We start from the raw sequence: 24,517 nt of genomic DNA on the forward strand, positions 1-24,517 counted from the left end.
TCACGGGCGCGGGGCTGTGGTCCCCGGTCGTCTGGGATCGGACGTGAGGGCCTGGGGCTGCGGGCGGGCGGCATCGCTCCCCCGGCGGCGCGGACTAGGCTGGCCTTGCCATGGACACTCAGCTCAGCCACCACCCAGACATTCCCGTCGACCTGCCGACGGGCGAGCGGATCGCCGCCGCCGTCGCCCACTACGGGGAGAGCGACGTCGTGCAACGCGCGCTCGCGCTCCTGCGCGGCGAGAACGCGGGCAAGGACTTCCTCCTCTATGCGGGCGGGCGCCATGCGCGCGGGATCCTCAACGGGGCGCCGGCTCTCTACTGGCCCGAGCTCTGGGGTGCGCGTGCGTTCCTCCACGTGTGGGACGACGCAGCGGCCGACGAGATCGTCGCTGCACTCGGCAACCAGGCGTGGCGGGTGCGAGAGATCTGCCTGCGCGTCGTACTTGAGCGTGGCGTGCCAGCGCTGGGCGCGATCGTCCTCCTCACGGACGACAAGAACGCTCGGGTGCGCAGCGCCGCGTTGCGCGCGCTCGCGGCTCAGGGCAGCAGCGAGCACCAGGCGATCATCGCCCGGCACTTCAGCGACCGTGACCGGGCAGTGCGTCCGGTCGCGCAGCAGGCGCGCGACGCGCTCGCGGCGCGTCTCGCGGGACAGTAGCCGGGCCGGACCTGCGACGTACGGACGGCTTTCGCCCCGCGACGGGCGGAAGCAGTCGGCGCGTCGGGAGGGTCGGCGTCAGCGAGGGACCAGGGCTGCTGCCGCGTCGGCGACGCCCGAGAGCGTCGGGCCGACGAGCCACCACGTGCCGAGCGCGAGAGCGCCGGAGGTGACGAGCCCGAACACCCCGACCCAGAATCCGCCCGGCAGGCGGGTGAGGCGGCCCAGCGCGTCGGCGTCGGACGAGCGCCCACGACCGGCGCGGCGAGAGAGCCCAAGCTCGACGACCGCGCGCACTGAGCCGACGAGCAGCACGAGTGCGGTGGCGTGCGCAGCGAACGCGTGGACCTCGGGCGTGCCCCACCATGTGAGCGCGCCGAGCAGCGCGAGCGTCACGAGGATCGTCCACAGGCCGTACCAGTTGCGGATCATGAGGAGCACGAAGAGCGCGAGCACGACGAGCGCCCACAGCACGCCGACGTCGTAGCCTCGCCCCACCCCGAACGCGGCCGCGAGCCCGACGACCGCCGGACCTGTGTACCCGGCAGCTGTCATGAGCACCATGCCGGGGCCGCTCGCCCGGCCCTTCGAGAGTGCGAGCCCGGACGTGTCCGTGTGCAGCCGGATCCCCATGATCGTGCGACCGGTGAGTGCGGCGACGAGCAGGTGGCAGGCCTCGTGCACGGCCGTCACACCGTGGCGGACGACTCCCCAGGCGGGCCGCCACGCGACGAGCAGGAGCGCGACGACCGTCCCCGCCAGCACGAGCGCAGTTGCTGGCGGGGGTGAGGCGGTCGTTGCCGCAGCCCAGATGTCATAAAGCACGTCGGTCACGCCCCCATCCTGCCGGGTGCGCGTCAGCGGCGGCGCAGCACCGCCGGGATCATCGTCGTCGTGACGACGAGGACGACGACCGCGACGAGGCCCGCGTGCATCGTGAGGTCGACCGTCGGAACGACCGTCCCAAGGATTCCGAAGCTTGCGCCGATGAGCGACGGCACGACGGCCGCTGTGCCGAGCAGCCACGCGGCGCCCGCGATGAACGCGGCCTCGGCCACCGTCATGGCCGTGAGCTGGCGACCCGTCGCCCCCGTCCGCCGCAGCAGGGTGAGTTCGCCGCCGCGTTGGCTCGCGAGCATCGCGAGCGTGCTGGCTGCCGCGAGCGCGACGAACGCGAGCAGCGCGAACATGAGGATCGTCGAGAGCCCGTCCGACGAGGTGGTGGCGTCGTCGGCGTAGGCGTCGGCCGCGCTCACTGACGCGCCCGCAGCGGTGAGCGCTGCCGCCACCTCAGCCGCGGCACCCGGGGCCGGCTGGACGAGCGTGATCGCCGGCGTCACGGGGATGCCCGCACCGGCGAGGGTCGCCTCGCCGACGAGCAGGTCTCCGAGGCCGAGCGTCCGCTCGTGGATCGCGGCGATCGTCAGGGCGCGCTCGGAGCCGCCCCAGCGCAGGCGGACCTCGTCGCCCACGCCCTTGCCCGTCGCGAGCAGCGCCTCGCGCCCGACCGAGACCGTGCCGACCGTGCTCAGGTCGGCGAGCGTACCGTCCGTGACGCCGGGATCGACGAGCGTCTCCGCGCCTGCTCCGAGGACCCGCATCGACATGGGCTCCCAGGTGAGGCCGTCGAACCACGGGACGTCTGGGTCGTCGTCTTCGATCTGCATCTGGGCGGTTGCGACGCCGAGCCTCGCGGCGGCCGCGACCCCGGGAAGGGCCGCGACCCCGGGAAGGGCCGCGACCCCCGGGCGGGGTGACTCGACGACGAGGTTCGTGCCGAGCGCGTCGCGCAGCTGCAGCTCGGCGCCTTCTGACATCGTGCGGTCGAGGCTCGTCTGCACCGTGCCGAGCGCGACGAGAAGCGCGAGCGGCACGATTGCCGTCGTCAGGCGCCGGGAGAAGCCGCGCGTGTTGAGGAGTGCCAGGTACGCGCCGGGCGAGCCGAGCGGCGCGACGAGGCGCAGCCCGCGCTGGGCGCACCAGGCGACGATCGCCGGCCCGGCGAGCGCGCCCGCCGTGATGAGCAGGAGCGCGGAGCTGGCGCCCGCGGCGCTCCCGAGCACGCCCGGGACGACGAACGGCGCGAGCGCGACCAGGAGGCCCGCGCCCGCGACCCACGCGGCCGTGATCCGGCGTCCGCGCCCGAGGGCCGCGGGCTCGACCCGGGCCTGGCTGAGCGCGGCGGACGGCGCCGTGCGGACCGCCTCGCGTGCCGCGAGTCGCGCCGCGAGCAGCGCCGTCGGTACGAGCAGCGCAAGCGCTGCGAGGATGGGCAGCGGCGAGAGGACGAGCCCGGTGTCGGGCGCAAGGATGCCGCTGGACGTGAGCGAGGGCACGAGCAGCTGGGCGGCCCACAGCCCGGGGATCGCCCCGAGCGGGCCTGCGACAGCGAGGACCACGAGCACCTCGCCGGAGACGAGCCGGCGCACCTGCGGTCCGGTCGCCCCGAGCGCGCGGAGCAGCGCAAGCTCGCGACGACGCTGCCGCAGCGCGCCGGCCACCGTCGAGGCCACCATGAGGATGACGACGATGACGGTCGTGCCGGCGAACGACGCGGCGAGCGTCGACAGCAGCCAGTCGGAGCCATCGGGCCGCACGCCCGCGAGGCCGGAGCGCACGCCCGACTCGAGCAGCACTCCGGTGGCGGTGAGCAGCAGCCCGGCGAGGCCCATGATGATGGCGGTCCCCGTGAGGCTCGCGCGATGGGCGCGGACTGAGGAGAGGGCGTACGCGTTCATGGCGGTCACCGGCCCATCTCGACGAGGCGGGCGGTGACCTGCTCGACCGTGGGGTTCTCGAGGTGGCCGACGAGGTCGCCGTCGGCGAGCAGCAGCACCTGGTCGGCTGCGGCAGCGACGCGGGCGTCGTGCGTGACGACGACGAGCGTCTGACCGAGGTCGCGCACCGCGCCGCGCAGGACGTCGAGCACCTGCGCGCCCGTGCGTGCGTCGAGGGCGCCCGTCGGCTCGTCCGCGAGCATGAGCGTCGGGCGGGTGACGAGGGCTCGGGCGATCGCGACGCGCTGCGCCTGTCCGCCCGAGAGCTCGCCCGGGCGTCGGCCGGCGAGCCCGTCGAGCCCGACGGCCCGCAGCAGGTACGCCTCCCACGCGGGGTCGTGCTCACGGCCGTCGAGCAGAAGCGGCAGGCGCAGGTTCTCAGCGACCGTGAGGTGGTCGACGAGGTTGTACGCCTGGAAGACGACGCCGATGTGACGGCGGCGGAAGCGTGTGAGGTCGTCGGGGCGCAACCCCGTGAGGTCGGTGTCGCCGATGATGACCTGGCCGCTCGTCGGTGTGTCGAGACCTGCCGCGCAGCTGAGGAACGTCGATTTTCCCGAGCCTGACGGGCCCATGACTGCCGTGAACGATCCGGGGCGCAGTGCGATCGTCACCGAGCGCAAGGCTTCGATGACGCTGGGTCCGTCGGGGTAGGTGCGGCGGACGTTGACGAGGCGCACGGCAGCGTGTGTCGTCGACGCACCGGCGGCGGTGACCTTCGCTGCGGCGGGGGTGGGAACGGCGGGCGGGGACGCGGTGTGCTGGTGCATCGGAGGCTCCTTCGAGGTCGTCATGGTGACGATCTCGACGGTAGGAACCGCGAGGGGTGCGCATCGAGCGGCTGAGGATGGAACTGCGTGGCTTGCATCGTTCGATGCAAGCCACGTTCAGGCGTCGTCGGCGACCGTGACGATCTTGTTCTGGTACGCCCACACGACCGCCTGGAGGCGCGAGCGGACACTGATCTTCGGCATCATCCGCGCGAGGTGTGACTTCACCGTGGAGACCTCGACGACGAGGGCCGCCGCGATCTCTTCGTTGGACATGCCGCGGGCGAGCAGCAGGAGGATCTCGTGCTCGCGCGCCGTGAGAAGCTCTGACGCACGCGCGGCAGTCACCGGGCGGCTGCGGCGCCGCTCGACGACCTCGCGCAGGACGCGCCGCGTGAGGCTCTGATCGAGCATGGCCTCACCGGCCGCGACCGCACGGACGGCTGCCACCATGGCGTCGGGCTCGGCGTCCTTGAGCAGGAAGCCGGCTGCGCCCGCCTCGAACGCCCCGAAGACGTAGTCGTCGAGGTCGAAGGTCGTGAGCACGAGCACGGGAACCGGGTCGACGACGTCGGGGCCGCACAGCTCGCGGGCCGCGCTGATGCCGTCGCGGCCCGGCATGCGGATGTCGAGGCAGACGACGTCAGGGCGCAGCTCGCGCGCGAGGCGCACTGCTTCGTCGCCGTCGGACGCGACCCCGACGACCTCGAGGTCCGGCTCGGAGCCGAGCAGCGCGGCGAGCCCGGCGCGCACGAGGGGCTGGTCGTCAGCGACGACGATGCGGATCATCGGGGATCCTCCTCTGCCTGGTCGGCGTCCCTCGGGAGCGTGAGCGTCACGTCCCAGCCGCCGTCGACGGTCGGGCCGTGGGCGAGCCGCGCGCCCGTGAGCTCGGCTCGTTCGCGCATGCCGACGAGACCCAGCCCGGTGCCGTCGCCTGCGCCCGGGGCGGGGACGGCCGCAGCGTTGCGCACGACGACGACGACCTCGCGAGGGCTGCGGTCGTCGATGCTCACGTGGGTCGGGGCCCCGGGTGCGTGCCGGGCGGCGTTGGCCAGTGACTCCTGGACCATGCGGAACGCTGTCAGCTGGGCGAGCGGGCCGAGGCCTGCGCCGAAGGGCTCCGCGCCCGCCTGAACGGTGAGGTCGACGGTCGTGCCGAGGGCGTTCGCACGCTCGACGAGCGTCGCGACGCCTGCGAGAGACTCGACGTCCATCTCGCCGTCGGCGCCTTCGCGGAGCAGCCCGACGAGCCGGCGCAGGTCGCGCAGGACTGCTTTGCTCTGACCGCGCACCTCGCGGGCGCCCTGCTCGGCGGCCGAGGGGTCGCGTGTCACCTGCCGCTCGATCGCTGCCGCCATGACGGCGATGCCAGAGAGGTGGTGCGCGGCGATGTCGTGGAGCTCGCGTGCCATCGCGATGCGCTCCTGAGCGCGGGCCTCGCGCACTGACGCGTCTCGCTCGCGTGCGTGAGCACGCAGCTCGTGCTCGCGGGCGCGCTGAGCCAGGCGGCGGGCCGCGACGAACGCGGCGACGAGGGCGGCCCCGCCGACGACGATCACCCCCTGCCCGAGCGCACCTGCGACTGCCCCGAACGGCGTGAGGGTGTCGTCGCGCAGTCCCGTGATGGCGTGAGCGGCGGCGGTGAGGACGCCCGCGAGGGCCGTGGCGGGTGCCGCAGCGCCAGACGTCCTCACCAGGGCGACGTACACCGTGACCGCAGTCGCGAGGGACGCGATGCCCGTCAGCCCGGCGTCACCGACGACTGCCCCGACGAACGGGCCGAGAGCGACGGTCGCGAGCGCCGTCCGCGGCGCCACGCGCGCACACGCGACAGGCACGGCCTGGGACGTGATGGCCGCGAACGCAACCCACCACGGCACCGAGCCGAGAGCTGCGACCGCCTCGCCGACGGCGGGATCGACGCCGGCAAATGCGGGCGCAGCAACGAGCGCGGCGGCAGCAACGGCCCAGCAGATGACGGCGCGCACGACGTCCGCGCGGCCCACGTCTGCGCGGACCGCCGCAGCACCGTCAGGGTTCATAGGCTCGACCTTACGGGTGATGTGCCCGTGCACGGCGCCGTCCCAGCCCGACGCCGGCCCCGAGGACCTCGCCGTTTCCAGCCGCGATGTCGCGCCGCTCACAGCCTGCGGGGGTCGTCGCCGGGCCCGTGGGGTGAGAGGATAGGGGCAGAGGGCCGCGCGAACCTGCCGGCCTATCGTCGTGGAGTCCCGCACGATCCCCGCACGCGTTGAGCGATGCGCTGTGATCCTGCCTCATGCGGCGGACCCCGACCCCGGTCGACACTGAGCGCCCCTGTGCGCCGTGCGCTGGGCCGAACCAGGAAGACTCATGTCTCAGACCCCCCGGTCGTTCTCCGACCTGCCCCTGCCCGCACCCGTCGTCGCTGCACTTGCGCGTGACGGGAAGACGGCTCCGTTCCCCATCCAGTCAGCGACGTTGCCTGACACCCTCGCCGGTCGTGACGTCCTCGGACGCGGCCGCACCGGCTCGGGCAAGACCCTCGCGTTCGCCCTGCCCATCGTCACGCGTCTCGACGCGTCGCGTCCCGCCCGCCCCAAGCCGGGCCGGCCGCGCGCACTCGTCCTCGCGCCGACGCGTGAGCTCGCCACCCAGATCGATGCGACCCTCGCTCCGCTCGCGCAGGCGCTCGGCCTCACGACGACCGTGATCTTCGGCGGCGTGTCCCAGTCGCGCCAGATCACCGCCCTGCAAAAGGGTGTCGACGTCGTCGTCGCGTGCCCCGGCCGCCTCGAGGACCTCCTCGGCCAGCGTCACCTCACGCTCGACGACATCGAGATCACCGTGCTCGACGAGGCCGACCACATGGCCGACCTCGGCTTCCTGCCGGGCGTCAAGCGCCTCATGGACCGCACCCCGGCCGACGGCCAGCGCTTGCTGTTCTCCGCGACGCTCGACAACGGCGTGGACATCCTCGTCAAGCGTTACCTCCACAAGCCGCTGCACCACTCGGTCGACCCTGAGACCTCGCCCGTCTCGGCGATGACCCACCACGTCTTCGAGGTGGCCGACGCGACTGCGAAGAAGGACCTCGTCCTTGCCCTCGCCTCGGGCGTCGACCGCCGCATCCTCTTCATGCGCACCAAGCACCAGGCCAAGAAGCTGGCCAAGTCGCTCACGGCGGACGGCGTGCCCGCCGTCGACCTGCACGGCAACCTCTCCCAGGGTGCACGCGAGCGCAACCTCGAGGCGTTCACCTCGGGGGCCGTCAAGGTGCTCGTCGCGACCGACATCGCCGCCCGCGGCATCCACGTCGACAACGTGGGCCTCGTCGTCCACGTCGACCCGCCGGCCGAGCACAAGGCGTACACCCACCGCTCAGGACGCACTGCGCGCGCGGGTGAGGAAGGCGTCGTCGTCACGGTCATGCTGCCCGCAGAGCGCGGTGACGTGAGGGACCTCACGCGCAAGGCCGGGATCTCCGTGAACCCGGTCCGGGTGCGCGCAGGCGACGCGAGCGTGACTCAGCTGGTCGGCGAGACCGCAGCGTACGTCAAGCCGTCGGAGGCCCCCGTGGCCGCGCAGCCCGCGCCCAAGCAGCCGCGCAAGAAGGCTGGCGAAGGCTCGGGCCGTGGCGCTGGTCGCGGTGCTGCCACCGGTCGCGGCGCTGGCGCCGGTCGCTCGGGTGTGGGCCGCAACGGACAGGCCGCGGACTCCTCGCGTCCTGACGGTGCTCGTTCCGGTGGCCGTCGCCGTGGTGGCGCGGGACGCGGTGCTGCAGGCGCTCAGCAGGCGTCGGGCCGTGGCGGGAACGCCTCGGGCGGCGCGTCCGGCTCCGGACGCCAGCAGTCTGGCCGTGCCGCGGGCGGGTCGTCGTCGGGCGGCGCCGCCTCGGGCTCGGGCGTCGGTCGCGGGCTCGTCGAGATGTCGCGCGGCTCGCGTTCTGGTCGCCGCTGACCTTCTCTTCACCACAGACGACCCCTTCGCACCTCCGGGTGCGGAGGGGTCGTCGTCGTCACCCCTCTGGTTCCCGCGAACGCCGGGGCTCGGGTGGGGGGATGATGGGAGAGCCGAGTGCGATGGACAGAGATAGAGACAGAGAGGGGTGCCGTCATGAGCTATGACGTCAACAAGACTGACGACGACTGGAAGGTCGAGCTCAGCCCGCAGGAGTTCCACGTCCTGCGCGAGGCCGGAACCGAACGGCCATGGTCAGGTGCGCTGCTCGACGAAGCGCGCGCCGGAACCTACAGGTGCCGCGCATGTGACGCCGAGCTCTTCGACGCTGACACGAAGTTCGACGCGGGCTGCGGCTGGCCCAGCTTCTACGAGGCCAGCCGGTCCGACGCGGTTGAGCTCCTCGAGGACAACTCCCTCGGCATGACGCGCACCGAGGTCCGTTGCGCGCGCTGCGGCTCGCACCTGGGCCACGTCTTCCCTGACGCCCCGCAGACCCCGACGGGCAACCGCTTCTGCATGAACTCCGTGTCGCTCACGTTCGACGCGCGTGGGGCTGGGTGGTCAGGACTCGCCTCGAGCCTCGGCCTGGGTCTCAGCCTGTGCCTCGGCGCGCGCCTCGGCGCGCGCGAGCTCTTCGAGCCGGAGCTCGGCGTTCGACTTGGTCGCGAGCGGCACCTCCTTGAGGAGGATGACGCACACGAGGGCGATGAGTGCGACGGGCGCTGCAACGAGGAAGACCTCGGCCACTGCGGTCCCGTAGGCGGACTCGACGATCGTGGCGATCGGGCCCGGAAGCGTCGAGACGTCGGGCAGCGTTCCGCCCGCGAGCGCAGCGGGCGGCGTGAGACCTGCCGACGCGAACCCTCCGGTGATCTCGGTCGAGACCCGGTGGCCAAGGATCGCGCCGAGCGCGGAGACGCCGATCGCGCCGCCGAGCGAGCGGAAGAACGCGATCGTCGCGGAGCCGGTCGAGAGCTCGGCGGGCGTCATCGTGTTCTGCGCGGCGAGCACCATGTTCTGCATGAGCAGTCCCATGCCGACGCCGATGAGCGCCATGTAGGCGCTGATCACCACGAGGTTCGTCTGGTACGTGATCGACCCCATGAGCCCGATGCCGATGGGCATGATGATCGCTCCCATGACGAGGAACTTCTTGTAGACGCCCGTGCGCGACACGGCGCGGCCCGAGGAGATCGAGGCGGTGAGCTGGCCGAGGATGAGAGGCACGGTGAGCAGGCCGGACACGGTCGGGGAGTAGCCGCGTGCGATCTGCATGTACTGGCTGAGGAAGACGGTCGTGCCGAAGAGCACGACGCCGAGGGCGACGGACGCGATGACGACGAGCGTCAGGGTGGAGTTGCGGAAGAGCCCGAGCGGGATGATGGGCGCCTCGGCGCGGGACTCGGCCCAGACGGCGGCCGCGAGGATGGCGACGGCGCCGCCGACCATGACGGCGGTCTGCCACGAGAGCCAGTCGAACCGGGAGCCGGCGAACGTCACCCAGAGCAGCAGCAGCGCGATGCCGGCGGAGATGAGCGTCGCGCCGAGGTAGTCGATCGAGACCCTCTGGGGGCGTTCCAGGGGCGGCAGGTGGAGCGTGCGCTGGATGAGGACGATCGCGATGACGGCGAAGGGCACGCCGACGAAGAAGTTCCAGCGCCACCCCGCGGTGTCGGTGAGGAACCCGCCGAGGAGGGGTGCGCCGATCGTGGCGACGGCCATGATCGCGCCCATGTAGCCCATGTACTTGCCGCGTTCGCGCGGCGAGATGATGTCGGCGATGAGGACCATGCCGACGGCCGTGAGGCCACCCGCACCGATGCCCTGGAAGGCGCGCCACGTGATGAGTGTCGCGGGGCTGTGGGAGAAGCCGGCGAAGGCTGCGGAGAGCACGGTGATGCTCAGGGCGATCTGGATGGTGAGCTTGCGGTCGACGAGGTCGGCGACCTTGCCCCAGATCGGCGTCGAGATCGTCGTGGTGAGGAGGGTCGCGGTGACGACCCAGGTGAACGCTGACTGATTGCCGCCGAGATCGGCGACGATCTTGGGCAGCGACGAGGAGACGATGGACGTCGCGATGATCGAGACGAAGAGGCCCATGAAGATTCCGGAGATGGTCCGGAGGACTTCGCGGTGGGTCATGCTGGTGGGCTCGCCGGCCACGTGGTCGGGTGCTGTATGGCTTGTCATGCGTGGTCCTTGCTGTGGTGCGCGGGGGCGCCGAAGTGCGTGGTGACGGCGTCGGTGAGGTGGTTGAGGGAGGTGGCGAGTGCGGTGAGTCGTGCACTGTCCCAGTCGCTGAGTGCGCCGGCGAGGTGGCGTCCGACGCTGCGCCGGGCCTCGGTGGCGCGCGCGAGCCCTGTGGGGGAGAGGGCGACCGTGCGGGCGCGTCGGTCGTCGGGGTCGATGTCGCGGACGGCGAGACCTTCGTCGACGAGCGCGGTCACCTGGCGGGAGGCGACGGAGACGTCGACCTGGAGCTGGTGGGCGAGCTCGCTGATCTGCATGACGCCGTGGGCGTGCAGTTTGAAGAGCACGCCGAGCGTGGCGCGGGGCAGGTCGAGCTCGTGGGCGAATGCTCCGCCGATGCAGCGCTGGGCGCGTCCGAAGGCTTCGATGGCGCGCAGGACCGCGCGCACGTCGTCGGTTGCGGCGGGGTCGCTGTCGAGGACGGAGGGGGGTCGGGCGTTGCCGGGGTGAGACATCGTGGCTCCTTATGGTGACTGGACGACGTTAAACCCATTGCTTGCAGCACGCAAACAATTTCGCGGTGAGGTACGGCACGTCGAACGGCAGTGGCGGAGACTGGAGAGGTGACAGACCACGCACGCGACCGCCGCACCTTCCGCCGCCCAGCGATGCTCGACCCCGCAGAGGCTGAGCAGATCCCGGGGGGCCACGATCCTGCGCTCCGCGAGGAGATCGCGCACACGACGGCCCGCGCCCTCGTCCGCGAGGGGCGCGCGACGGACGACGCGGAGGTCACGGCGCGCATCCTCGCGCTCGTCGACACCGAAGGCCTCGACGCGATCGCCGCGCTGTGGGCCGACGCCGCACCCGTCACCCTTCCTGGCGCGCTATGGCGCCTCTTCGTCCTGCGAGAATGGGTGCGACGCGACGACCGCACCGTCGGCCTGCGCTACCGGCTCGGCGTCGAGCACACGCCCGTCGCCGAGGTCGTGGCGGGCGCGGCAGGCCCGTCCCCGGACGACATGCGCGCGCTCGCAGACGCAGTGCTCTCGGGCCTGTTCGACGGCGACTTCGCGGTCGCCCTCGAACGTGCCGCGGCCTTCTGCCGGATTCTCGCCACAGGAGCGACGGTCGACGCCGACAGCGTCGAGCACACCGATCCAGCACGCGGTACGCGGCTGACGTTCGGTGCCGCATCGCTCACCTCAACGGCCGACGACCTTGAGGCAGCCGCGCAGCACTGGCGGGCCGGTCAGCTCGACTGAGCCCGGCGTGCGTCCTGCATCCCGTGCGCGCAGGGCGAACGCCCTCACCCTGACTCGCACGACGACCGTCGGTATAATGGAGGTGCGGCGTCGGGCCGCGGTAGCCCCGGGCTCCAACATCAGCCGCTTCGAGCGGCCTCGCGCCGAGAGGCGCTCCCGGTCCGGCGTCGCATCGCTGTGTCCACACCCTCTCTCAGGCCGCTCGGGCGACGTCCGACGGCCGCGCAGCGGCCAGGAGGGACCCTGTCGTGGCGTCTGCTATCTCACATGCGCAGCGAGCCGTTCGTCCCACGACGCCCCCGGAGCGGCGTGAGGACAGGCAAGCGTTCGTCGCAATGTCATCGGCCCAACACCCATGTAGTTGCGTGTTCACGGCAGAGGGGGCCTACGCTGTGGATGACAAGGCTGCCTCTTTACGGGAGTACCCGTGCGCATTCCGCGTATGACACCGCGTGACACCACATTCTTCGACCTGTTCACCGCCCTGGCGGAGCACTTGGTCACCGGTTCCAAGCTTCTTGGTGAGCTCCTCGGAACCGACCTCGCGGGCCGCAAGCCCATCGCGAAGCGGATGAACGAGGTCGAGCACCTCGCCGACGAAGCGACCCACACGATCATGCGACGCATGAACTCGACGTTCGTCACACCGTTCGACCGTGACGACATCTACGCCCTCGCCTCAGCGCTCGACGACTGCATGGACTTCATGGAGGAGGCCAGCGACCTCATCGTCTTGTACAAGCTCGACGAGCTGCCGCGCCGCGTCGCCGACCAGGTGCAGATCCTGCAGCGGTGCGCAGAGATCACAGCCGAGGCCATGCCTCGTCTGCGCTCGATGAGCGACCTCTCGGACTACTGGGTCGAGATCAACCGCCTCGAGAACCAGGCGGACAAGCAGCACCGCAAGCTGCTCGCGCAGATGTTCGACGACATCACCGACCCGATCCTTCTCATGAAGCTCAAGGAGGTCGTCGAGATCCTCGAAGAGGCCGCCGACGCCTTCGAGACGGTCGCCAACACGGTCGAGACGATCGCGGTCAAGGAGTCCTGACGCCACGTGGACGTCGCACTTGTTCTGGTCGTCGCTGCGCTCGCGCTGACGTTCGACTTCACCAACGGTTTCCACGACGCCGCGAATGCGATCGCAACCTCCGTCTCGACGCGTGCGCTCACACCGCGCGTCGCGCTCGCGATGGCTGCGGTGATGAACTTCGCCGGGGCGCTCATGGGCACGGCGGTCGCTGAGACCATCGCTCACGACATCATTCACATCGACGACGTGGGCCGGCGGCTCACGCTCGTCGCCGTGCTCGCCGCGCTCGTCGGCGCGATCACGTGGAACCTCATCACGTGGTGGTTCGGCCTGCCGTCCTCGTCGACGCACGCGCTCATCGGTGGCCTCGTCGGCGCCGGGCTCGCGGGCGGGATCTCGGTCTACTGGACGTCGATCGTCGAGAAGGTCGTCCTTCCGATGATCGTCTCGCCGGTCGTCGGATTCGGCATCGCCTTCCTCGTCATGGTCGCCGTCCTGTGGATCTTCAAGAACGTCGCGCCCGCCAAGGCGTCGCGCCGGTTCCGGATCGCCCAGACCGCGTCAGCCGCAGCCATGGCCCTGGGCCACGGCCTGCAGGACGCGCAGAAGACCATGGGCGTGATGTTCCTCGCGACGACCGCCGTCGGCTGGACGGTCAAGGGCGACGCGATCCCGTGGGAGATCAAGATCCTCGCGGCTGCCGCAATCTCGGCGGGCACCGCGACCGGCGGCAAGCGCATCATGCGCACACTCGGCCGCCGCATCATCGAGCTCGACCCGGCGCGCGGCTTCGTCGCCGAGTCAGTCTCTGCGGTCGTTCTCTACCTCAACGCGTTCTGGCTGCACGCTCCGGTCTCGACGACGCACACGATCACGACCGCGATCATGGGCGTGGGCGCAACCCGGCGCCTCTCGGCGGTCCGGTGGGGCGTCGCGAAGTCGATCGGAGCCGCGTGGGTGCTGACGATCCCGGCAGCGGCCGCCGTCGCGGCTCTGTGCTTCTTCGCGCTGCGACCGTTCCTCGTGTAGCCGAGGCCTCGGGACAGGCTGAGAGGCGGGTGGCGCATGAGCGCCGCCCGCCTCTCGCGTGATGAGCGCCGCCGGAGCCGCGCCTCATGAGCGTCAGGCGACCCCAGCGCGCGGTCCGAGGATGGCCGCGTGCAGGTGAGAACGTGAGATCTCGACGGCGACGACGCGCGGACCCGACGCCCGCTGCACGACGTGTGCGACGAGCAGTTCGCCCGGCTTGAGGTACGGGTCCGCGCCCGGCAGGACGTCGCGCACCTTGCGGCGAGCGCGCGCCCCGAGCGCCTCGAGGACGGTCGGAAGGACCGGCCGGTGCGTGCACAGGACCGCGGGCACCGCACCCGAGAGAAGATCGTCGACGAGGTCGTAGGCGTCCGAGGGGTCGTCGGCGTGCGCGATCTCGGTGAGGTCAAAGCTCAGGCCCGCCGAGAGCCCGCTCGCGCGGGCGTACGGCGCGACCGTGTCAGTGCAGCGCAACCACGAGCTCGAGACGATCCGGCGCGCGCCATAGGCAGAGAGGATGGGCACGAGCGTCGCCGCCTGCAGGTAGCCCGCGGGCGTGAGCGGGCGGTCGTCCTCGCCGCCAGCCCACGCGCTGCGCTTGCGCGCGCGCGTGTGCCGAGCGATGACGAGCGCGTGCGTGTCGAGCCGTCCACGCTCGTGCGCCGCGACGAGTGCGTCGAGCGGCTCGCGGTCGGTCGGACGCGTGAGGCGCTCGCGCGCCTTGTCGACGTCGAGCCAGATGACGTCGTCGATCTCGGTGGGGTCGATCCCGGCGGCCGGCGGACGCGTCCGCACGGCTGGTGCGTCGTCCGCGCTCGCGCGACGCGCCGCCCAATAGTGCACGCGCTTGAAGCGCCCCTCGGGAGTGCGGTACCGCTGCATCGGGAGCGGGATGCCGAGCACGATCTCGTGCCCCGTCTCCTCGGCAACCTCGCGGACCGCGCACTCGCGCAGCGTCTCACCCGTGTCGAGCTTGCCCTTGGGCCACGACCAGTCGCCATAGCGCGGACGGTGGATGAGCTGCACCTGCAGCCGGCCCTTGCGCTCGCGCCACACGAGCGCACCCGCCGCCTCGATGGCGTGGCGGCGAGCCGACGTGCCCGTGTCGAGGAGGCTCGAACCTGAAGCGACGCTCGTCGAGCTCACCTGCCCAGGCCCATGCCCAGCCGCCGCCGCTGGCGCGAGATGAGGCTGCCCTGCAGGTCACGGAGCGGCTCACCGTCGGGGCCGGTGTGGCGGCGGACCCACGCGCCGTCGACGCCGAGACGCCACGAGGCGGTCGCGTCGTCCATCGACGCCTCGAGAAGCGAGACGAGGTTGAGCACCTGCTCCTCGTCGACGATCGAGACGAGCGCCTCGACCCGGCGGTCAAGGTTGCGGTGCATGAGGTCGGCAGACCCGATGAGGACGTCGGGCGTGCCGTCGTTGCCGAACGCGAAGACGCGAGAGTGCTCCAGGAAGCGGCCGAGGATCGAGTGCACGCGGATCGTCTCGGAGAGCCCGGGCACGCCCGGGCGCACCGCGCAGATGCCGCGCACGATCAGGTCGACCCGAACGCCTGCCTGCGACGCGCGGTAGAGCGCGTCGATCGTCGTCTCGTCGACGATCGAGTTCACCTTGATGCTGATCCAGGCGGGACGGCCGGCACGGGCGATCTCTGCCTCACGATCGATGCGCTCGATGAGACCGGTCCGCACGGACCGTGGGGCGACGAGCAGCCGCTGGAACCGGGACCGTGGTGCGTAGCCGGAAAGCTGGTTGAAGAGCCGTGAAAGGTCCTGACCGACGTCCGGGTCGCACGTGAGCAGGCCGAGATCCGTGTAGAGACGAGCCGTCTTCGGGTTGTAGTTGCCCGTGCCGACGTGACAGTAGCGACGGAGACCGTCGGCCTCCTGCCGGACGACGAGCGACAGCTTGCAGTGCGTCTTGAGCCCGACGATGCCGTAGACGACGTGCACTCCCGCCTGCTCGAGCTTGCGGGCCCACGAGATGTTGTTCTCTTCGTCGAACCGTGCCTTGATCTCGACCAGCGCGAGGACCTGCTTGCCGGCCTCGGCCGCGTCGATGAGAGCGTCGACGATCGGGGAGTCGCCCGACGTGCGGTAGAGCGTCTGCTTGATCGCGAGGACCGACGGGTCGGCTGCGGCCTGCTCGAGGAACGTCTGCACCGACGTCGAGAACGAGTCGTACGGGTGGTGGAGGAGGATGTCGCGTTGCCGGATCGCTGCGAGGACGTCGGTCGGCGTCGCCGACTCGACCTCAGCGAGGTAACGGTGCGTCGTCGGCACGAACCGTGGGAACGAGAGATCAGGACGCTCGATGTCAGCGATGACGTTGAGGCCGGTGAGGTCGAGGGGGAGCGGGAGCTCGTAGACCTCGTCAGGCTCGACGCCGAGCTCCTTGAGCAGGAGCTTGCGGATGCGCGGGGTGACGTCGGGCGTGAGCTCGAGCCGCACGGGTGGGCCGAAGCGTCGCCGCAGCAGCTCCTTCTCCATGGCCTGCAAGAGGTTCTCGGCGTCGTCTTCTTCCACCTCGACGTCTTCGTTGCGGGTCACCCGGAAGAGGTGCCGCTCGAGGACCTCCATCCCGGGGAAGAGCTGGTCGAGGTGCTCCGCGATGACGTCCTCGATCGGGACGAAGCTCGTCTCCTGTGCGGCGGCGACCTGCGCGTCGGGTGCTGAGGGGCGTCCGCGGGAGTCGACGGCGACGAAGCGCGGCAGGATCGGCGGGACCTTGACGCGCGCGAAGTGCTCCTTGCCCGTCGTCGGGTTGCGGACGAGCACCGCGAGATTGAGCGAGAGCCCCGAGATGTACGGGAACGGGTGCGCCGGGTCGACGGCGAGCGGGGTGAGCACGGGGAAGATCTGCTTGCGGAAGTACTTGCGCAGCCGGTCCTGCTCGTTCGTGGAGAGCTCGTCCCAGCCGACGATCGTGATGCCCTCGGCGGCAAGAGCGGGCTGGACCTGGTCGGTGAACACGCGGGCGTGACGTTCCATGAGCGCGTGCGCTCCCTCGGCGATGCCCTCAAGGACCTGCCGGGGCGTCTGGCCCGACGCGGACGGAACCGCGATCCCCGTCGCGATGCGGCGCTTGAGGCCCGCGACGCGCACCATGAAGAACTCGTCGAGGTTGGACGCGAAGATCGCGAGGAACCGCACCCGCTCGAGGAGCGGGACGGCGGGGTCCTCCGCGAGCTCGAGGACGCGCTGGTTGAAGGCGAGCCACGACAGCTCGCGGTCGGCAAACCGGTCTGCCGGGAGTGCGGGCAGCTCGCCGTGGCCGCCCACGGGTGCGTGGTCTGCCTCGGCAATGTGCTCGGCGATGTGCGCTGCCAGCTCTGGGTCGAGCGGGATCGTCGGCACCGGGTGCGTCGACGTCGGGGGCTCGTCGGGAGCAGTCGTGGCAGTCGCGTCGTTCATGGCAGACATCGTGACACCTCCGGGTGGCTCAGCGGTGGTCAGAAGGTTGCGGATGCGGCACAGACGAGCACGTGGCGGTCGGCGAGGTCGAATCCGGCGCGACGGTAGACGTTGACGGCGCGGAGGTTGTCGCCTTCGACGTAGAGCAGCGCGCGCGTCACGCCGCGCTGCGCAAGATGCGCGAGCGCGAGCTCCGTGAGGAGGTGGCCGAGGCCCCGTCCTTGCAGACTGGGGTCGACGGCGACGACGTAGAGCTCTCCGTCCGTCCCGACGACCTTCGTCCAGACGAATGCGGCGAGCCGACCCTCGCCCTCGACGAGCAGGAGGTCCTCGGCGCGGAACCACTCCTCGGAGGTACGAGTGTCGAAGTCGGCGCGGGTGAGGCGGCCCTGCTCAGGGTGGTCCGCGAACGCGCGCGCGTTGAGATCGACCCAGGCGTCGGCGTCGTCCGGCGTGAACGACCGGACCGTGTAGCCGTCGGGCGGGCGCGGCGGGTCGACCGGCTCGGTGAGCGGCCGATCCATGACGAAGAGCTCACGCACCGTCTCGAGCCCGTGGTGCTCGGCAAACGCCTGCGCGGTCGAGGTGTGGCCGTAGGCCCACAGGGCAAAGCCGTCCGGTGCGTGCTCGCGGAGCGCGTGCAGCACCTGCGTGCCGAGGCCGCGGCGGCGCGCGTCGGGCGCGACCGCGAGCTCTGCCGTCGGGGGAGTACCGCCGAGGTCAAGCTGCGCGTACGCGACGAGGCGCCCTGCGTCATCGCGAGACACGACGTGGACGACGTCGGCCCGACCTGACGTGAGATTGAGAAGTGGCTGCTCAGAGAGCGGCGGGACGCCGTCGGCCCGCGCGCCCGCAGCCGCGAGCGTGCGCACCTCGGCCGCGACATCGTCGGCAAGCGGCCCCCGGAACGTGAGGTTCGAACCCATCCCACCATCCCACCACATGCCCGGGCGCGACACGTCCGCCCGGACGACGAAGGCCGCCCCGGAAGGCGACCCAAGAGTCGACACTACCCGCTCGACGAGCCCGTGCCCAGGGTCATGGGTCCCTAGAAATCGGCGGGATTCCGCGGCAGACTGACGTCACAACAGCACATCGGAGCAGGCAGGACCCACGAGCGACCAGTCCACGCATAGGACCTGTGGCATCGACCCCACTGGGCCGTCCGCAGATTTTCCTCGCCTGATACCCCTGCTCCAGCTGGCCGGACGGCGATCCCACACGGGGTCGCCGTTCGTGCTGCATGGCGTCACCCCGCCCACTGCACGACGCGAATGCGCTAGGCGCGTGGGCTGCGTCACAATGGAGCATGAGCCCAGCGCCGAGCGTCTCGTCGTCGATCACCGCACGTCTGCGCGTGGAGGCCAGGCCGACCGTCGTGAGCGAGTTGACGACGGCCGTCGAGCAGCACGGTGGGCTCGTCACCGGAATCGACGTCACCGAGTCCGGGAGCGCCCGCATGACCGTCGACCTCACGTGCGCGACGAGCGGCGACGCGCATGCGCAAGAGATCGTCGAGGCGCTCCGCCACGTGCCCGGCGTCGAGGTCGACAGGGTCTCCGACCGCACCTTCCTCATGCACCTCGGCGGCAAACTCCGTATCGAACCCACCGCGCCCATCCGTAACCGCGATGACCTCTCCATGATCTATACGCCGGGCGTCGCTCGCGTGTGCGAAGCGATCGCTGCGCGGCCAGAGGACGCGCGGCGCCTGACGATCAAACGCAACACGATCGCCGTCGTCACCGATGGCACCGCAGTCCTCGGCCTCGGTGACATCGGCCCCCTCGCGTCCCTGCCCGTCATGGAGGGAAAGGCCGCGCTCTTCAAGCGATTCGCAGGCATCGACGCGTTCCCCATAGCGCTCGACACGACGGACGTCGACGAGATCGTGCGCACCGTCAAGGCCATCGCTCCCGTCTTTGCGGGCATCAACCTTGAGGACATCTCGGCGCCGCGCTGCTTCGAGGTCGAGCGGCGCTTGCGCGACGAGCTCGACATCCCCGTCTTCCACGACGACCAGCACGGCACCGCGATCGTCGCGCTCGCAGCGCTCATCAATGCGCTCACGGTGGTGGACAAGACGCTCGCAGGCGTGCGGATCGTCCTGTCGGGGGCGGGTGCGGCAGGCACCGCGATCCTCAAGCTCCTGCTCGCTGCCGGTGCGCGCGACGTCGTTGTCGCCGACATTGACGGAGTCGTCCACGCTGAACGGCCCGGGCTCACCGACCAGCTGCGCTGGACCGCGGAGCACACCAACCCGCGCGGCGTCACCGGAACCCTCGCGGCTGCGCTCGCGGGTGCCGACGTGTTCATCGGCGTGTCCGCGCCCGACGTCATCACGGCCGACGACGTCGCGACGATGGCCACCGACTCAATCGTCTTCGCGATGGCCAACCCGCGCCCCGAGATCGACCCGGTCGAGGCCGCGAAGCACGCGGCGATCGTCGGGACCGGGCGCAGTGACTTCTCCAACCAGATCAACAACGTGCTCGCGTTCCCCGGCGTCTTCCGGGGACTGCTCGACGCGCAGTCCTCGCGCATCACCGATGAGCTGCTGCTCGCGGCGGCGCGCGCGCTCGCGTCGACGGTCCACCCTGAGCAGCTCAACGCGACGTACATCGTGCCGAGCGTCTTCAATCCGGACGTCACGACGGTCGTGGCGGAAGCGGTCGCGACGGTCGCGCGGCAGACGGGCAACGCCGCGGAGTAGCCCGGCGCCAGCGCGGCCTCAGCCCGGCCTCCCCGGGTGGGTGAGCCGGTTGGTTGCGTCGGGGCACCTCTGGGGGGTGCGTGCGCGCAAGGAGCCGGACGGGGACGCGCGGGAGGGCGTCCCCGTCCCGATTCCTGCCTCCGGACCCCGGCCCGGCCCGGCCCGGCAGGCCCGGTCGGCCCTCCCGGTCCTGCCTCCCGTCGGGTGAGCCGGTTGGTTGCGTCGGGGCACCTCTGGGGGGTGCGTGCGCGCAAGGAGCCGGGCGGGGGCGCGCGGGAGGGCGTCCCCGTCCCGATTCCTGCCTCCCGACCCCGGCCCGGCCCGGCCCGGCCGGCCCGACCCGGCCCCAGCCCTGCCTCCCCGTCGGGTGAGCCGGTTGGTTGCGTCGAGGCACCCCTGTGGGGTGCGTGCGCGCAAGGAGCCGGACGGGGACGCGCGGGAGGGCGTCCCCGTCCCGATTCCTGCCTCCCGTCGGGGGAGCCGGTTGGTTGCGTTGGGGCACCCCTGAGGGGTGCGTGCGCGCAAGGAGCCGGACGGGGGCGCGCGGGAGAGCGCCCCCACCCCCGAAGGTCCTACGAATTCCGCGTGTTCTGCGTGCATCCTCAGAGAGTGTTGAGCATCGACGAGAACCTCGAATATCAGGCGAACGCAGCCGCGACCAAGCTCGCCTTCACCCGCCGCCCGGTCGCGTACACCGTCCAGTCGATGCTTGCCGGCTCGTACATCGGCGTCGCCGTCATGCTCATGGTCTCCGCCGCGGGGCCGCTCCAGGCGGCAGGCTCTCCCGCGACGAGGCTCGTCCAGGGCCTTGTCTTCGGCGTCGCCCTCACGCTCGTCTACACGGCAGGCGGCGAACTCGTCACCTCGACGATGATGACGATGACGCAGGGTGCCTGGAAGCGCACGGTCTCGTGGCTCCACGCCGGACGGACCATCATCTTCTGCTTCTTCGGCAACATGGCCGGCGCCTTCGTCTTCGCCGCGATGCTGCACTTCACGGGCCTTCTCGAGACCTCGACCCCCGCCGGGTCCATGCTCGCTTCGATGCTCGAGGCCAAGGGTGGTGAGACGAGTGCCGAGCTCTTCTGGCGCGGTGTCCTGTGCAACATGCTCGTCTGCATCGCCATGTGGTCAGCGAGTCGCCTGAAGTCGGAGATGGCGCGGCTCGTGACGATCTTCTGGTGCCTGCTCGCCTTCATCACCTCCGGTTTCGAGCACGTCGTCGCGAACATGACGTCGTTCGGCGTCGGCCTCATCGCGGGCCTGCCCCAGACCGACTGGGCGGACTTCGCCCGCAACATGACCGTCGTCGGGCTCGGCAACCTCGTGGGCGGCGCCGTCGTCGTCGGTCTTGCCTACGCGGTGAGCGCGAGCCGCCGCACTGCCGCGATCGTCGCGGCACCAGCCGCGCCCGGCTCGGCACCAGCCGCGCCCGTCGCGGCACCGGCCGCGCAGGCTACCGCCAGCATCGACACCACCACGTCGCCAGTCGAGTGGCACGAGAACGCCGATGCGACGTCAGTCGCATGGAGCTGCGCGAACTTCTCACCGGTCACCCGCAACGACGACGGCACCCGCGACCTCACCCGCACCGAACACGCCGAAGTCTGAGCACGCACGAAAGTCGGCGGGAAGAATAAGGGAAACCCCGATAGCGCCAGATGTGAGCCGGACTACACTCCGAGCGGGACCTAGGTCCCGTTGCACCAGAGTCGATGCACAACGGAGGACACGTCGTGAGCCAGGACGGGACGCCGGCCGCTGCCGGTCTCGAGAATCTTCTGCACGAGAGCCGGAGCTTTCCTCCGACACCAGAGTTCGCCGCGCAGGCGAACGCACAACCCAGCATGTACGAGGCTGCGGCAGCTGACAGGCTCGGGTTCTGGGCCGATCAGGCCCGGGACCTGCTCACGTGGCGCAAGCCCTTCACCGAGACGCTCGACTGGTCGGGCGCACCCGTCGCGCGCTGGTTCGGCGACGGCACCCTCAACGCTGCCTACAACGCGGTCGACCGCCACGTCGTCGAGGGCCGCGGCGACCGCGTCGCCATCCACTTCGAGGGCGAGCCGGGCGACACCCGCACCCTCACGTACAGCGACCTCCTCCGTGAGGTCTCGCGTGCCGCGAACGCACTCGCAGCGCTCGGCGTGAGCACCGGCGACCGCGTCGTCATCTACCTGCCGATGATCCCTGAGGCCGTCATCGCGATGCTCGCGTGCGCGCGCCTGGGGGCGCCGCACTCGGTGGTCTTCGGCGGATTCTCTGCTGACGCGCTGCGCTCACGCATCGCGGACGCTGAGGCCAAGGTGGTCATCACGGCCGACGGCGGCTTCCGCCGCGGTGCCGCATCTGCGCTCAAGCCCGCAGTTGATGAGGCGCTCGAGCCGCGCGACGGCGTCGAGAGCCCCGTCGCGCACGTGCTCGTCGTGCGTCGGACCGGCCAGGACACGGCGATGGTCGACGGCCGCGACCTGTGGTGGCACGACGCTGTCGAGTCGGCCGACGTCACGCACGAGCCCGTATGGGTCGAGGCGGAGCACCCGTTGTTCATCCTCTACACCTCGGGCACGACCGGGAAGCCCAAGGGCATCCTCCACACGACGGGCGGCTACCTCGCGCAGACCGCCTATACGCACAAGTACGTCTTCGACCTCAAGGCTGACTCCGACGTCTACTGGTGCACGGCTGACATCGGCTGGGTCACCGGGCACAGCTACGTCACGTACGGGCCGCTGATCAATGGCGCGACCCAGGTGATCTACGAGGGCACACCCGACTCCCCGCACCAGGGGCGGTGGTGGGAGATCATCGAGAAGTACAAGGTGACGATCCTCTACACGGCCCCCACGGCGATTCGCACGTGCATGAAGTGGGGTGAGGACATCCCCGCGAAGTTCGACCTGTCGAGCCTGCGCGTCCTCGGATCGGTGGGCGAGCCCATCAACCCCGAGGCGTGGATGTGGTACCGCCGCGTCATCGGCGGCGACCGCACGCCGATCGTCGACACGTGGTGGCAGACCGAGACGGGCGCGATCATGATCTCGCCCCTGCCCGGGGTGACGGCAGCAAAGCCGGGTTCGGCGCAGGTTGCGTTGCCCGGCATCGTCGCCGACGTCGTCGACGACGAGTTCAGGTCCGTGCCCGACGGGGGCGGGGGCTACCTCGTGCTCTCGGAGCCGTGGCCGGCGATGCTCCGCGGCATCTGGGGTGACCTCGAGCGCTTCACAGACACGTACTGGTCGCGATTCCCGGGCATCTACTTCGCGGGTGACGGTGCCAAGAAGGACGACGACGGCGACATCTGGCTGCTCGGCCGCGTCGACGACGTCATGAACGTCTCGGGCCACCGCCTCTCGACGACGGAGATCGAGTCGGCGCTCGTCTCGCACGACGCGGTCGCTGAGGCCGCCGTCGTCGGCGCTGCCGATGAGATGACGGGCCAGGCCGTCGTGGCGTTCGTCATCCTGCGTGCTGACCACGCGGAGGCGCTCGGCACGAGCGACGAGGACGAGATCGTCCAGATCCTGCGCAATCACGTAGGTAAGGAGATCGGGCCGATCGCCAAGCCCAAGCGGATCCTCGTCGTCGCTGAGCTGCCGAAGACGCGCTCGGGCAAGATCATGCGCCGCCTGCTGCGGGATGTCGCCGAGAACCGGGCCGTCGGGGACGCGACGACGCTCGCGGACTCCTCGGTCATGGACCTCATTGCGAAGGGGCTCGGCAGGTAGCGCGCCCCGCCCGGCCTACGCCGGGTGGCTGGCCGGCCCCCGCCGGGCCCCCGCCCGGCGGGGGCCGGCGCCCAGTGCCGCTCGCCTGCCCGCGACTTTGTGCGCTACCCGCAAGGTGAGACCCGCGGGTGCGGCACAGGTCTGCGGGCGGGCAGGCTGGTGTGCGGCCGGAGGATGCTCCAGCGGCCTCAAGAGGTGCGGTCTCGGTGCGCTCGGGGTGAGCGCCGGAGCAGTCGGTGCCAACGTCGTCGTCAACGTCGTGCGTAACGCTGCTGGCAAGGGTTCCGGCCTGGGGCGATGGCACCGAACGTGTCGCGCGGCAGGCCGCTGCTGCGCAGGTCTCGCCGGTCCGGAACGTCAGGCCCGAGGGCTATAGCAGCGGACGATATGCCGATATGGTCGGAGTCTCGCACGAGGTTCTGTGCGCGGGAAGGGACGGAGCGGCATGAGCGACAAGACCCGCAACACACTTGGCTGGTGGGCGCTCGCCGCATGTTCGGCGACGACGGTCGGCGCGGTCGTCACGTCAGGCACCGGGGCCAGTACATGGTTCGCTGTCGGTTCCGGGCTCCTGGCGATCGTCGTCGCCGCACTCTCCCGGCGCCGTCAGTGCGGGGGCAAGGAAGCAGGAGGCTACTGCGGATGATGAGTGTTATTGCGGGTGTTGTCGGGGTCGGTGCGGGGCTCGGGGTTGCGGCGGCGCGGCGCGCAGGTCGCCCGCTGCTCGCCGGGGTCCTCATTGCTGCCCAGCTCGCCGTTCTCGCGGCGGTGCTTGTCGTCCAGGACGGACGGTTCGGGGTCGCTGGCGTCGTCGGTGTCGCGGCCTTCACATTGGCGTACGTCGTGAGCGACGTCCGCACGCGGGGCTCCGCGTCGCGCGTCGCGCACGAGCCGCCTCAGGTCTGAGCCCGGAGCTTTGACGCCGACGGCCGGTTCCCCTCCCGGGAGCCGGCCGTCGGCGTCCCATCTGCTGGCGCGCAGCGTCTCAT

The 24,517-nt window shown here is 71.0% G+C and carries 20 protein-coding genes and 1 pseudogene; 11 read left to right on the forward strand and 10 right to left on the reverse strand.

All coding sequences use genetic code 11. The features are described 5' to 3' along the window. Positions 1-110: 110 nt before the first annotated feature. Entirely contained in the window at positions 111-659 is a 549-nt protein-coding gene (locus tag ACTVCO_RS04390) for a HEAT repeat domain-containing protein (protein ID WP_443727198.1), read from the forward strand. 78 nt (positions 660-737) lie between these two features. Here the strand turns inward: ACTVCO_RS04390 and ACTVCO_RS04395 are convergent, their stop codons facing one another. The 5 genes from ACTVCO_RS04395 to ACTVCO_RS04415 all read right to left on the reverse strand — a co-directional run bounded on the left by ACTVCO_RS04395 (position 738) and on the right by ACTVCO_RS04415 (position 6,251). After that, entirely contained in the window at positions 738-1,493 is a 756-nt protein-coding gene (locus tag ACTVCO_RS04395; RefSeq protein WP_443727199.1) for a M50 family metallopeptidase, read from the reverse strand. A 23-nt stretch (positions 1,494-1,516) separates the two neighbouring features. Further along, entirely contained in the window at positions 1,517-3,397 is a 1,881-nt protein-coding gene (locus ACTVCO_RS04400) for an FtsX-like permease family protein (protein ID WP_443727899.1), read from the reverse strand. A gap of 5 nt (positions 3,398-3,402) precedes the next feature. Continuing rightward, positions 3,403-4,206: an ABC transporter ATP-binding protein gene (locus ACTVCO_RS04405; RefSeq protein ID WP_443727200.1), complete on the reverse strand. Its 804-nt coding sequence runs from the start codon at positions 4,204-4,206 to the stop codon at positions 3,403-3,405. Positions 4,207-4,323: 117 nt separating this feature from the next. Next, positions 4,324-4,995: a response regulator gene (locus ACTVCO_RS04410; RefSeq protein ID WP_443727201.1), complete on the reverse strand. Its 672-nt coding sequence runs from the start codon at positions 4,993-4,995 to the stop codon at positions 4,324-4,326. Further along, positions 4,992-6,251, reverse strand: coding sequence for a sensor histidine kinase (locus ACTVCO_RS04415; RefSeq protein ID WP_443727202.1), 1,260 nt, complete (start codon positions 6,249-6,251; stop codon positions 4,992-4,994). Before ACTVCO_RS04415 ends, ACTVCO_RS04410 begins: the two co-directional genes overlap by 4 nt. A gap of 310 nt (positions 6,252-6,561) precedes the next feature. On the opposite strand from ACTVCO_RS04415, the gene ACTVCO_RS04420 reads away from it, so the two are divergent. Both ACTVCO_RS04420 and msrB read left to right on the forward strand, forming a co-directional pair. Continuing rightward, positions 6,562-8,148: a DEAD/DEAH box helicase gene (locus ACTVCO_RS04420; RefSeq protein ID WP_443727203.1), complete on the forward strand. Its 1,587-nt coding sequence runs from the start codon at positions 6,562-6,564 to the stop codon at positions 8,146-8,148. A 156-nt stretch (positions 8,149-8,304) separates the two neighbouring features. Next, a pseudogene (gene msrB, locus ACTVCO_RS04425) lies at positions 8,305-8,694 on the forward strand (peptide-methionine (R)-S-oxide reductase MsrB); the annotation flags it as partial. 18 nt (positions 8,695-8,712) lie between these two features. Here msrB and ACTVCO_RS04430 read toward each other — a convergent pair. Both ACTVCO_RS04430 and ACTVCO_RS04435 read right to left on the reverse strand, forming a co-directional pair. Next, the gene (locus tag ACTVCO_RS04430) at positions 8,713-10,293 is read right to left on the reverse strand and encodes an MFS transporter (protein ID WP_443727204.1); all 1,581 of its coding nucleotides are present in this window, start codon (positions 10,291-10,293) and stop codon (positions 8,713-8,715) included. 44 nt (positions 10,294-10,337) lie between these two features. After that, entirely contained in the window at positions 10,338-10,856 is a 519-nt protein-coding gene (locus ACTVCO_RS04435; RefSeq protein ID WP_443727205.1) for a MarR family winged helix-turn-helix transcriptional regulator, read from the reverse strand. A 108-nt stretch (positions 10,857-10,964) separates the two neighbouring features. Here ACTVCO_RS04435 and ACTVCO_RS04440 point away from each other — a divergent pair, with 108 nt between their 5' ends. From ACTVCO_RS04440 to ACTVCO_RS04450, 3 genes are all read left to right on the forward strand, one after another. Beyond that, positions 10,965-11,606: a hypothetical protein gene (locus ACTVCO_RS04440; protein WP_443727206.1), complete on the forward strand. Its 642-nt coding sequence runs from the start codon at positions 10,965-10,967 to the stop codon at positions 11,604-11,606. A gap of 442 nt (positions 11,607-12,048) precedes the next feature. Continuing rightward, positions 12,049-12,657 carry a DUF47 domain-containing protein gene (locus ACTVCO_RS04445; RefSeq protein ID WP_443727207.1) on the forward strand — a complete coding sequence of 203 codons (609 nt, stop codon included), beginning with the start codon at positions 12,049-12,051 and terminating at the stop codon, positions 12,655-12,657. 6 nt (positions 12,658-12,663) lie between these two features. Further along, positions 12,664-13,668 (forward strand): inorganic phosphate transporter, encoded by a 1,005-nt coding sequence (locus ACTVCO_RS04450; protein ID WP_443727208.1) that lies wholly within the window; start codon positions 12,664-12,666, stop codon positions 13,666-13,668. A 93-nt stretch (positions 13,669-13,761) separates the two neighbouring features. Here the strand turns inward: ACTVCO_RS04450 and ACTVCO_RS04455 are convergent, their stop codons facing one another. Genes ACTVCO_RS04455 through mshD form a run of 3 tightly spaced genes read right to left on the reverse strand, consistent with a single transcriptional unit; the run spans position 13,762 to position 18,013 of the window. Next, a complete protein-coding gene (locus ACTVCO_RS04455; protein WP_443727209.1) occupies positions 13,762-14,814 on the reverse strand; it encodes an NUDIX hydrolase in 1,053 nt (350 codons plus the stop codon). Continuing rightward, entirely contained in the window at positions 14,811-17,087 is a 2,277-nt protein-coding gene (locus ACTVCO_RS04460; RefSeq protein ID WP_443727210.1) for an RNA degradosome polyphosphate kinase, read from the reverse strand. Before ACTVCO_RS04460 ends, ACTVCO_RS04455 begins: the two co-directional genes overlap by 4 nt. A 38-nt stretch (positions 17,088-17,125) precedes the next feature. After that, on the reverse strand, positions 17,126-18,013 hold the full coding sequence (gene mshD, locus ACTVCO_RS04465) for a mycothiol synthase (protein ID WP_443727211.1): 888 nt from the start codon (positions 18,011-18,013) through the stop codon (positions 17,126-17,128). A 383-nt stretch (positions 18,014-18,396) separates the two neighbouring features. Here mshD and ACTVCO_RS04470 point away from each other — a divergent pair, with 383 nt between their 5' ends. The 5 genes from ACTVCO_RS04470 (at position 18,397) to ACTVCO_RS04490 (ending at position 24,434) form a co-directional block, all read left to right on the forward strand. Then, a complete protein-coding gene (locus tag ACTVCO_RS04470; protein ID WP_443727212.1) occupies positions 18,397-19,800 on the forward strand; it encodes an NAD-dependent malic enzyme in 1,404 nt (467 codons plus the stop codon). Between the two features lie 609 nt (positions 19,801-20,409). Further along, positions 20,410-21,411: a formate/nitrite transporter family protein gene (locus ACTVCO_RS04475; RefSeq protein WP_443727213.1), complete on the forward strand. Its 1,002-nt coding sequence runs from the start codon at positions 20,410-20,412 to the stop codon at positions 21,409-21,411. A 104-nt stretch (positions 21,412-21,515) separates the two neighbouring features. Then, positions 21,516-23,528: an acetate--CoA ligase gene (gene acs, locus ACTVCO_RS04480; RefSeq protein ID WP_443727214.1), complete on the forward strand. Its 2,013-nt coding sequence runs from the start codon at positions 21,516-21,518 to the stop codon at positions 23,526-23,528. A gap of 445 nt (positions 23,529-23,973) precedes the next feature. Beyond that, on the forward strand, positions 23,974-24,174 hold the full coding sequence (locus ACTVCO_RS04485) for a hypothetical protein (protein ID WP_443727215.1): 201 nt from the start codon (positions 23,974-23,976) through the stop codon (positions 24,172-24,174). Further along, positions 24,171-24,434 (forward strand): hypothetical protein, encoded by a 264-nt coding sequence (locus ACTVCO_RS04490; protein WP_443727216.1) that lies wholly within the window; start codon positions 24,171-24,173, stop codon positions 24,432-24,434. The genes ACTVCO_RS04485 and ACTVCO_RS04490 overlap by 4 nt, the downstream gene beginning before the upstream one ends. Positions 24,435-24,517 lie beyond the last annotated feature (83 nt).

The organism is Sanguibacter sp. A247 (assembly GCF_052324925.1).
Taxonomy (GTDB): domain Bacteria; phylum Actinomycetota; class Actinomycetes; order Actinomycetales; family Cellulomonadaceae; genus Flavimobilis.

What these genes read in the sequence shown, in the direction of transcription:
- ACTVCO_RS04420 (WP_443727203.1), top strand. Translation starts at nt 6,562, where the DNA reads ATGTCTCAGACCCCCCGGTCGTTCTCCGACCTGCCCCTGCCCGCACCC.
- ACTVCO_RS04470 (WP_443727212.1), top strand. Translation starts at nt 18,397, where the DNA reads ATGAGCCCAGCGCCGAGCGTCTCGTCGTCGATCACCGCACGTCTGCGC.
- ACTVCO_RS04430 (WP_443727204.1), bottom strand. Translation starts at nt 10,293, where the DNA reads ATGACCCACCGCGAAGTCCTCCGGACCATCTCCGGAATCTTCATGGGC.
- ACTVCO_RS04410 (WP_443727201.1), bottom strand. Translation starts at nt 4,995, where the DNA reads ATGATCCGCATCGTCGTCGCTGACGACCAGCCCCTCGTGCGCGCCGGG.
- mshD (WP_443727211.1), bottom strand. Translation starts at nt 18,013, where the DNA reads ATGGGTTCGAACCTCACGTTCCGGGGGCCGCTTGCCGACGATGTCGCG.
- ACTVCO_RS04435 (WP_443727205.1), bottom strand. Translation starts at nt 10,856, where the DNA reads ATGTCTCACCCCGGCAACGCCCGACCCCCCTCCGTCCTCGACAGCGAC.
- ACTVCO_RS04460 (WP_443727210.1), bottom strand. Translation starts at nt 17,087, where the DNA reads ATGAACGACGCGACTGCCACGACTGCTCCCGACGAGCCCCCGACGTCG.
- ACTVCO_RS04490 (WP_443727216.1), top strand. Translation starts at nt 24,171, where the DNA reads ATGATGAGTGTTATTGCGGGTGTTGTCGGGGTCGGTGCGGGGCTCGGG.
- acs (WP_443727214.1), top strand. Translation starts at nt 21,516, where the DNA reads ATGCACAACGGAGGACACGTCGTGAGCCAGGACGGGACGCCGGCCGCT.
- ACTVCO_RS04390 (WP_443727198.1), top strand. Translation starts at nt 111, where the DNA reads ATGGACACTCAGCTCAGCCACCACCCAGACATTCCCGTCGACCTGCCG.
- ACTVCO_RS04400 (WP_443727899.1), bottom strand. Translation starts at nt 3,397, where the DNA reads ATGAACGCGTACGCCCTCTCCTCAGTCCGCGCCCATCGCGCGAGCCTC.
- ACTVCO_RS04405 (WP_443727200.1), bottom strand. Translation starts at nt 4,206, where the DNA reads ATGCACCAGCACACCGCGTCCCCGCCCGCCGTTCCCACCCCCGCCGCA.
- ACTVCO_RS04485 (WP_443727215.1), top strand. Translation starts at nt 23,974, where the DNA reads ATGAGCGACAAGACCCGCAACACACTTGGCTGGTGGGCGCTCGCCGCA.
- ACTVCO_RS04445 (WP_443727207.1), top strand. Translation starts at nt 12,049, where the DNA reads ATGACACCGCGTGACACCACATTCTTCGACCTGTTCACCGCCCTGGCG.
- ACTVCO_RS04415 (WP_443727202.1), bottom strand. Translation starts at nt 6,251, where the DNA reads ATGAACCCTGACGGTGCTGCGGCGGTCCGCGCAGACGTGGGCCGCGCG.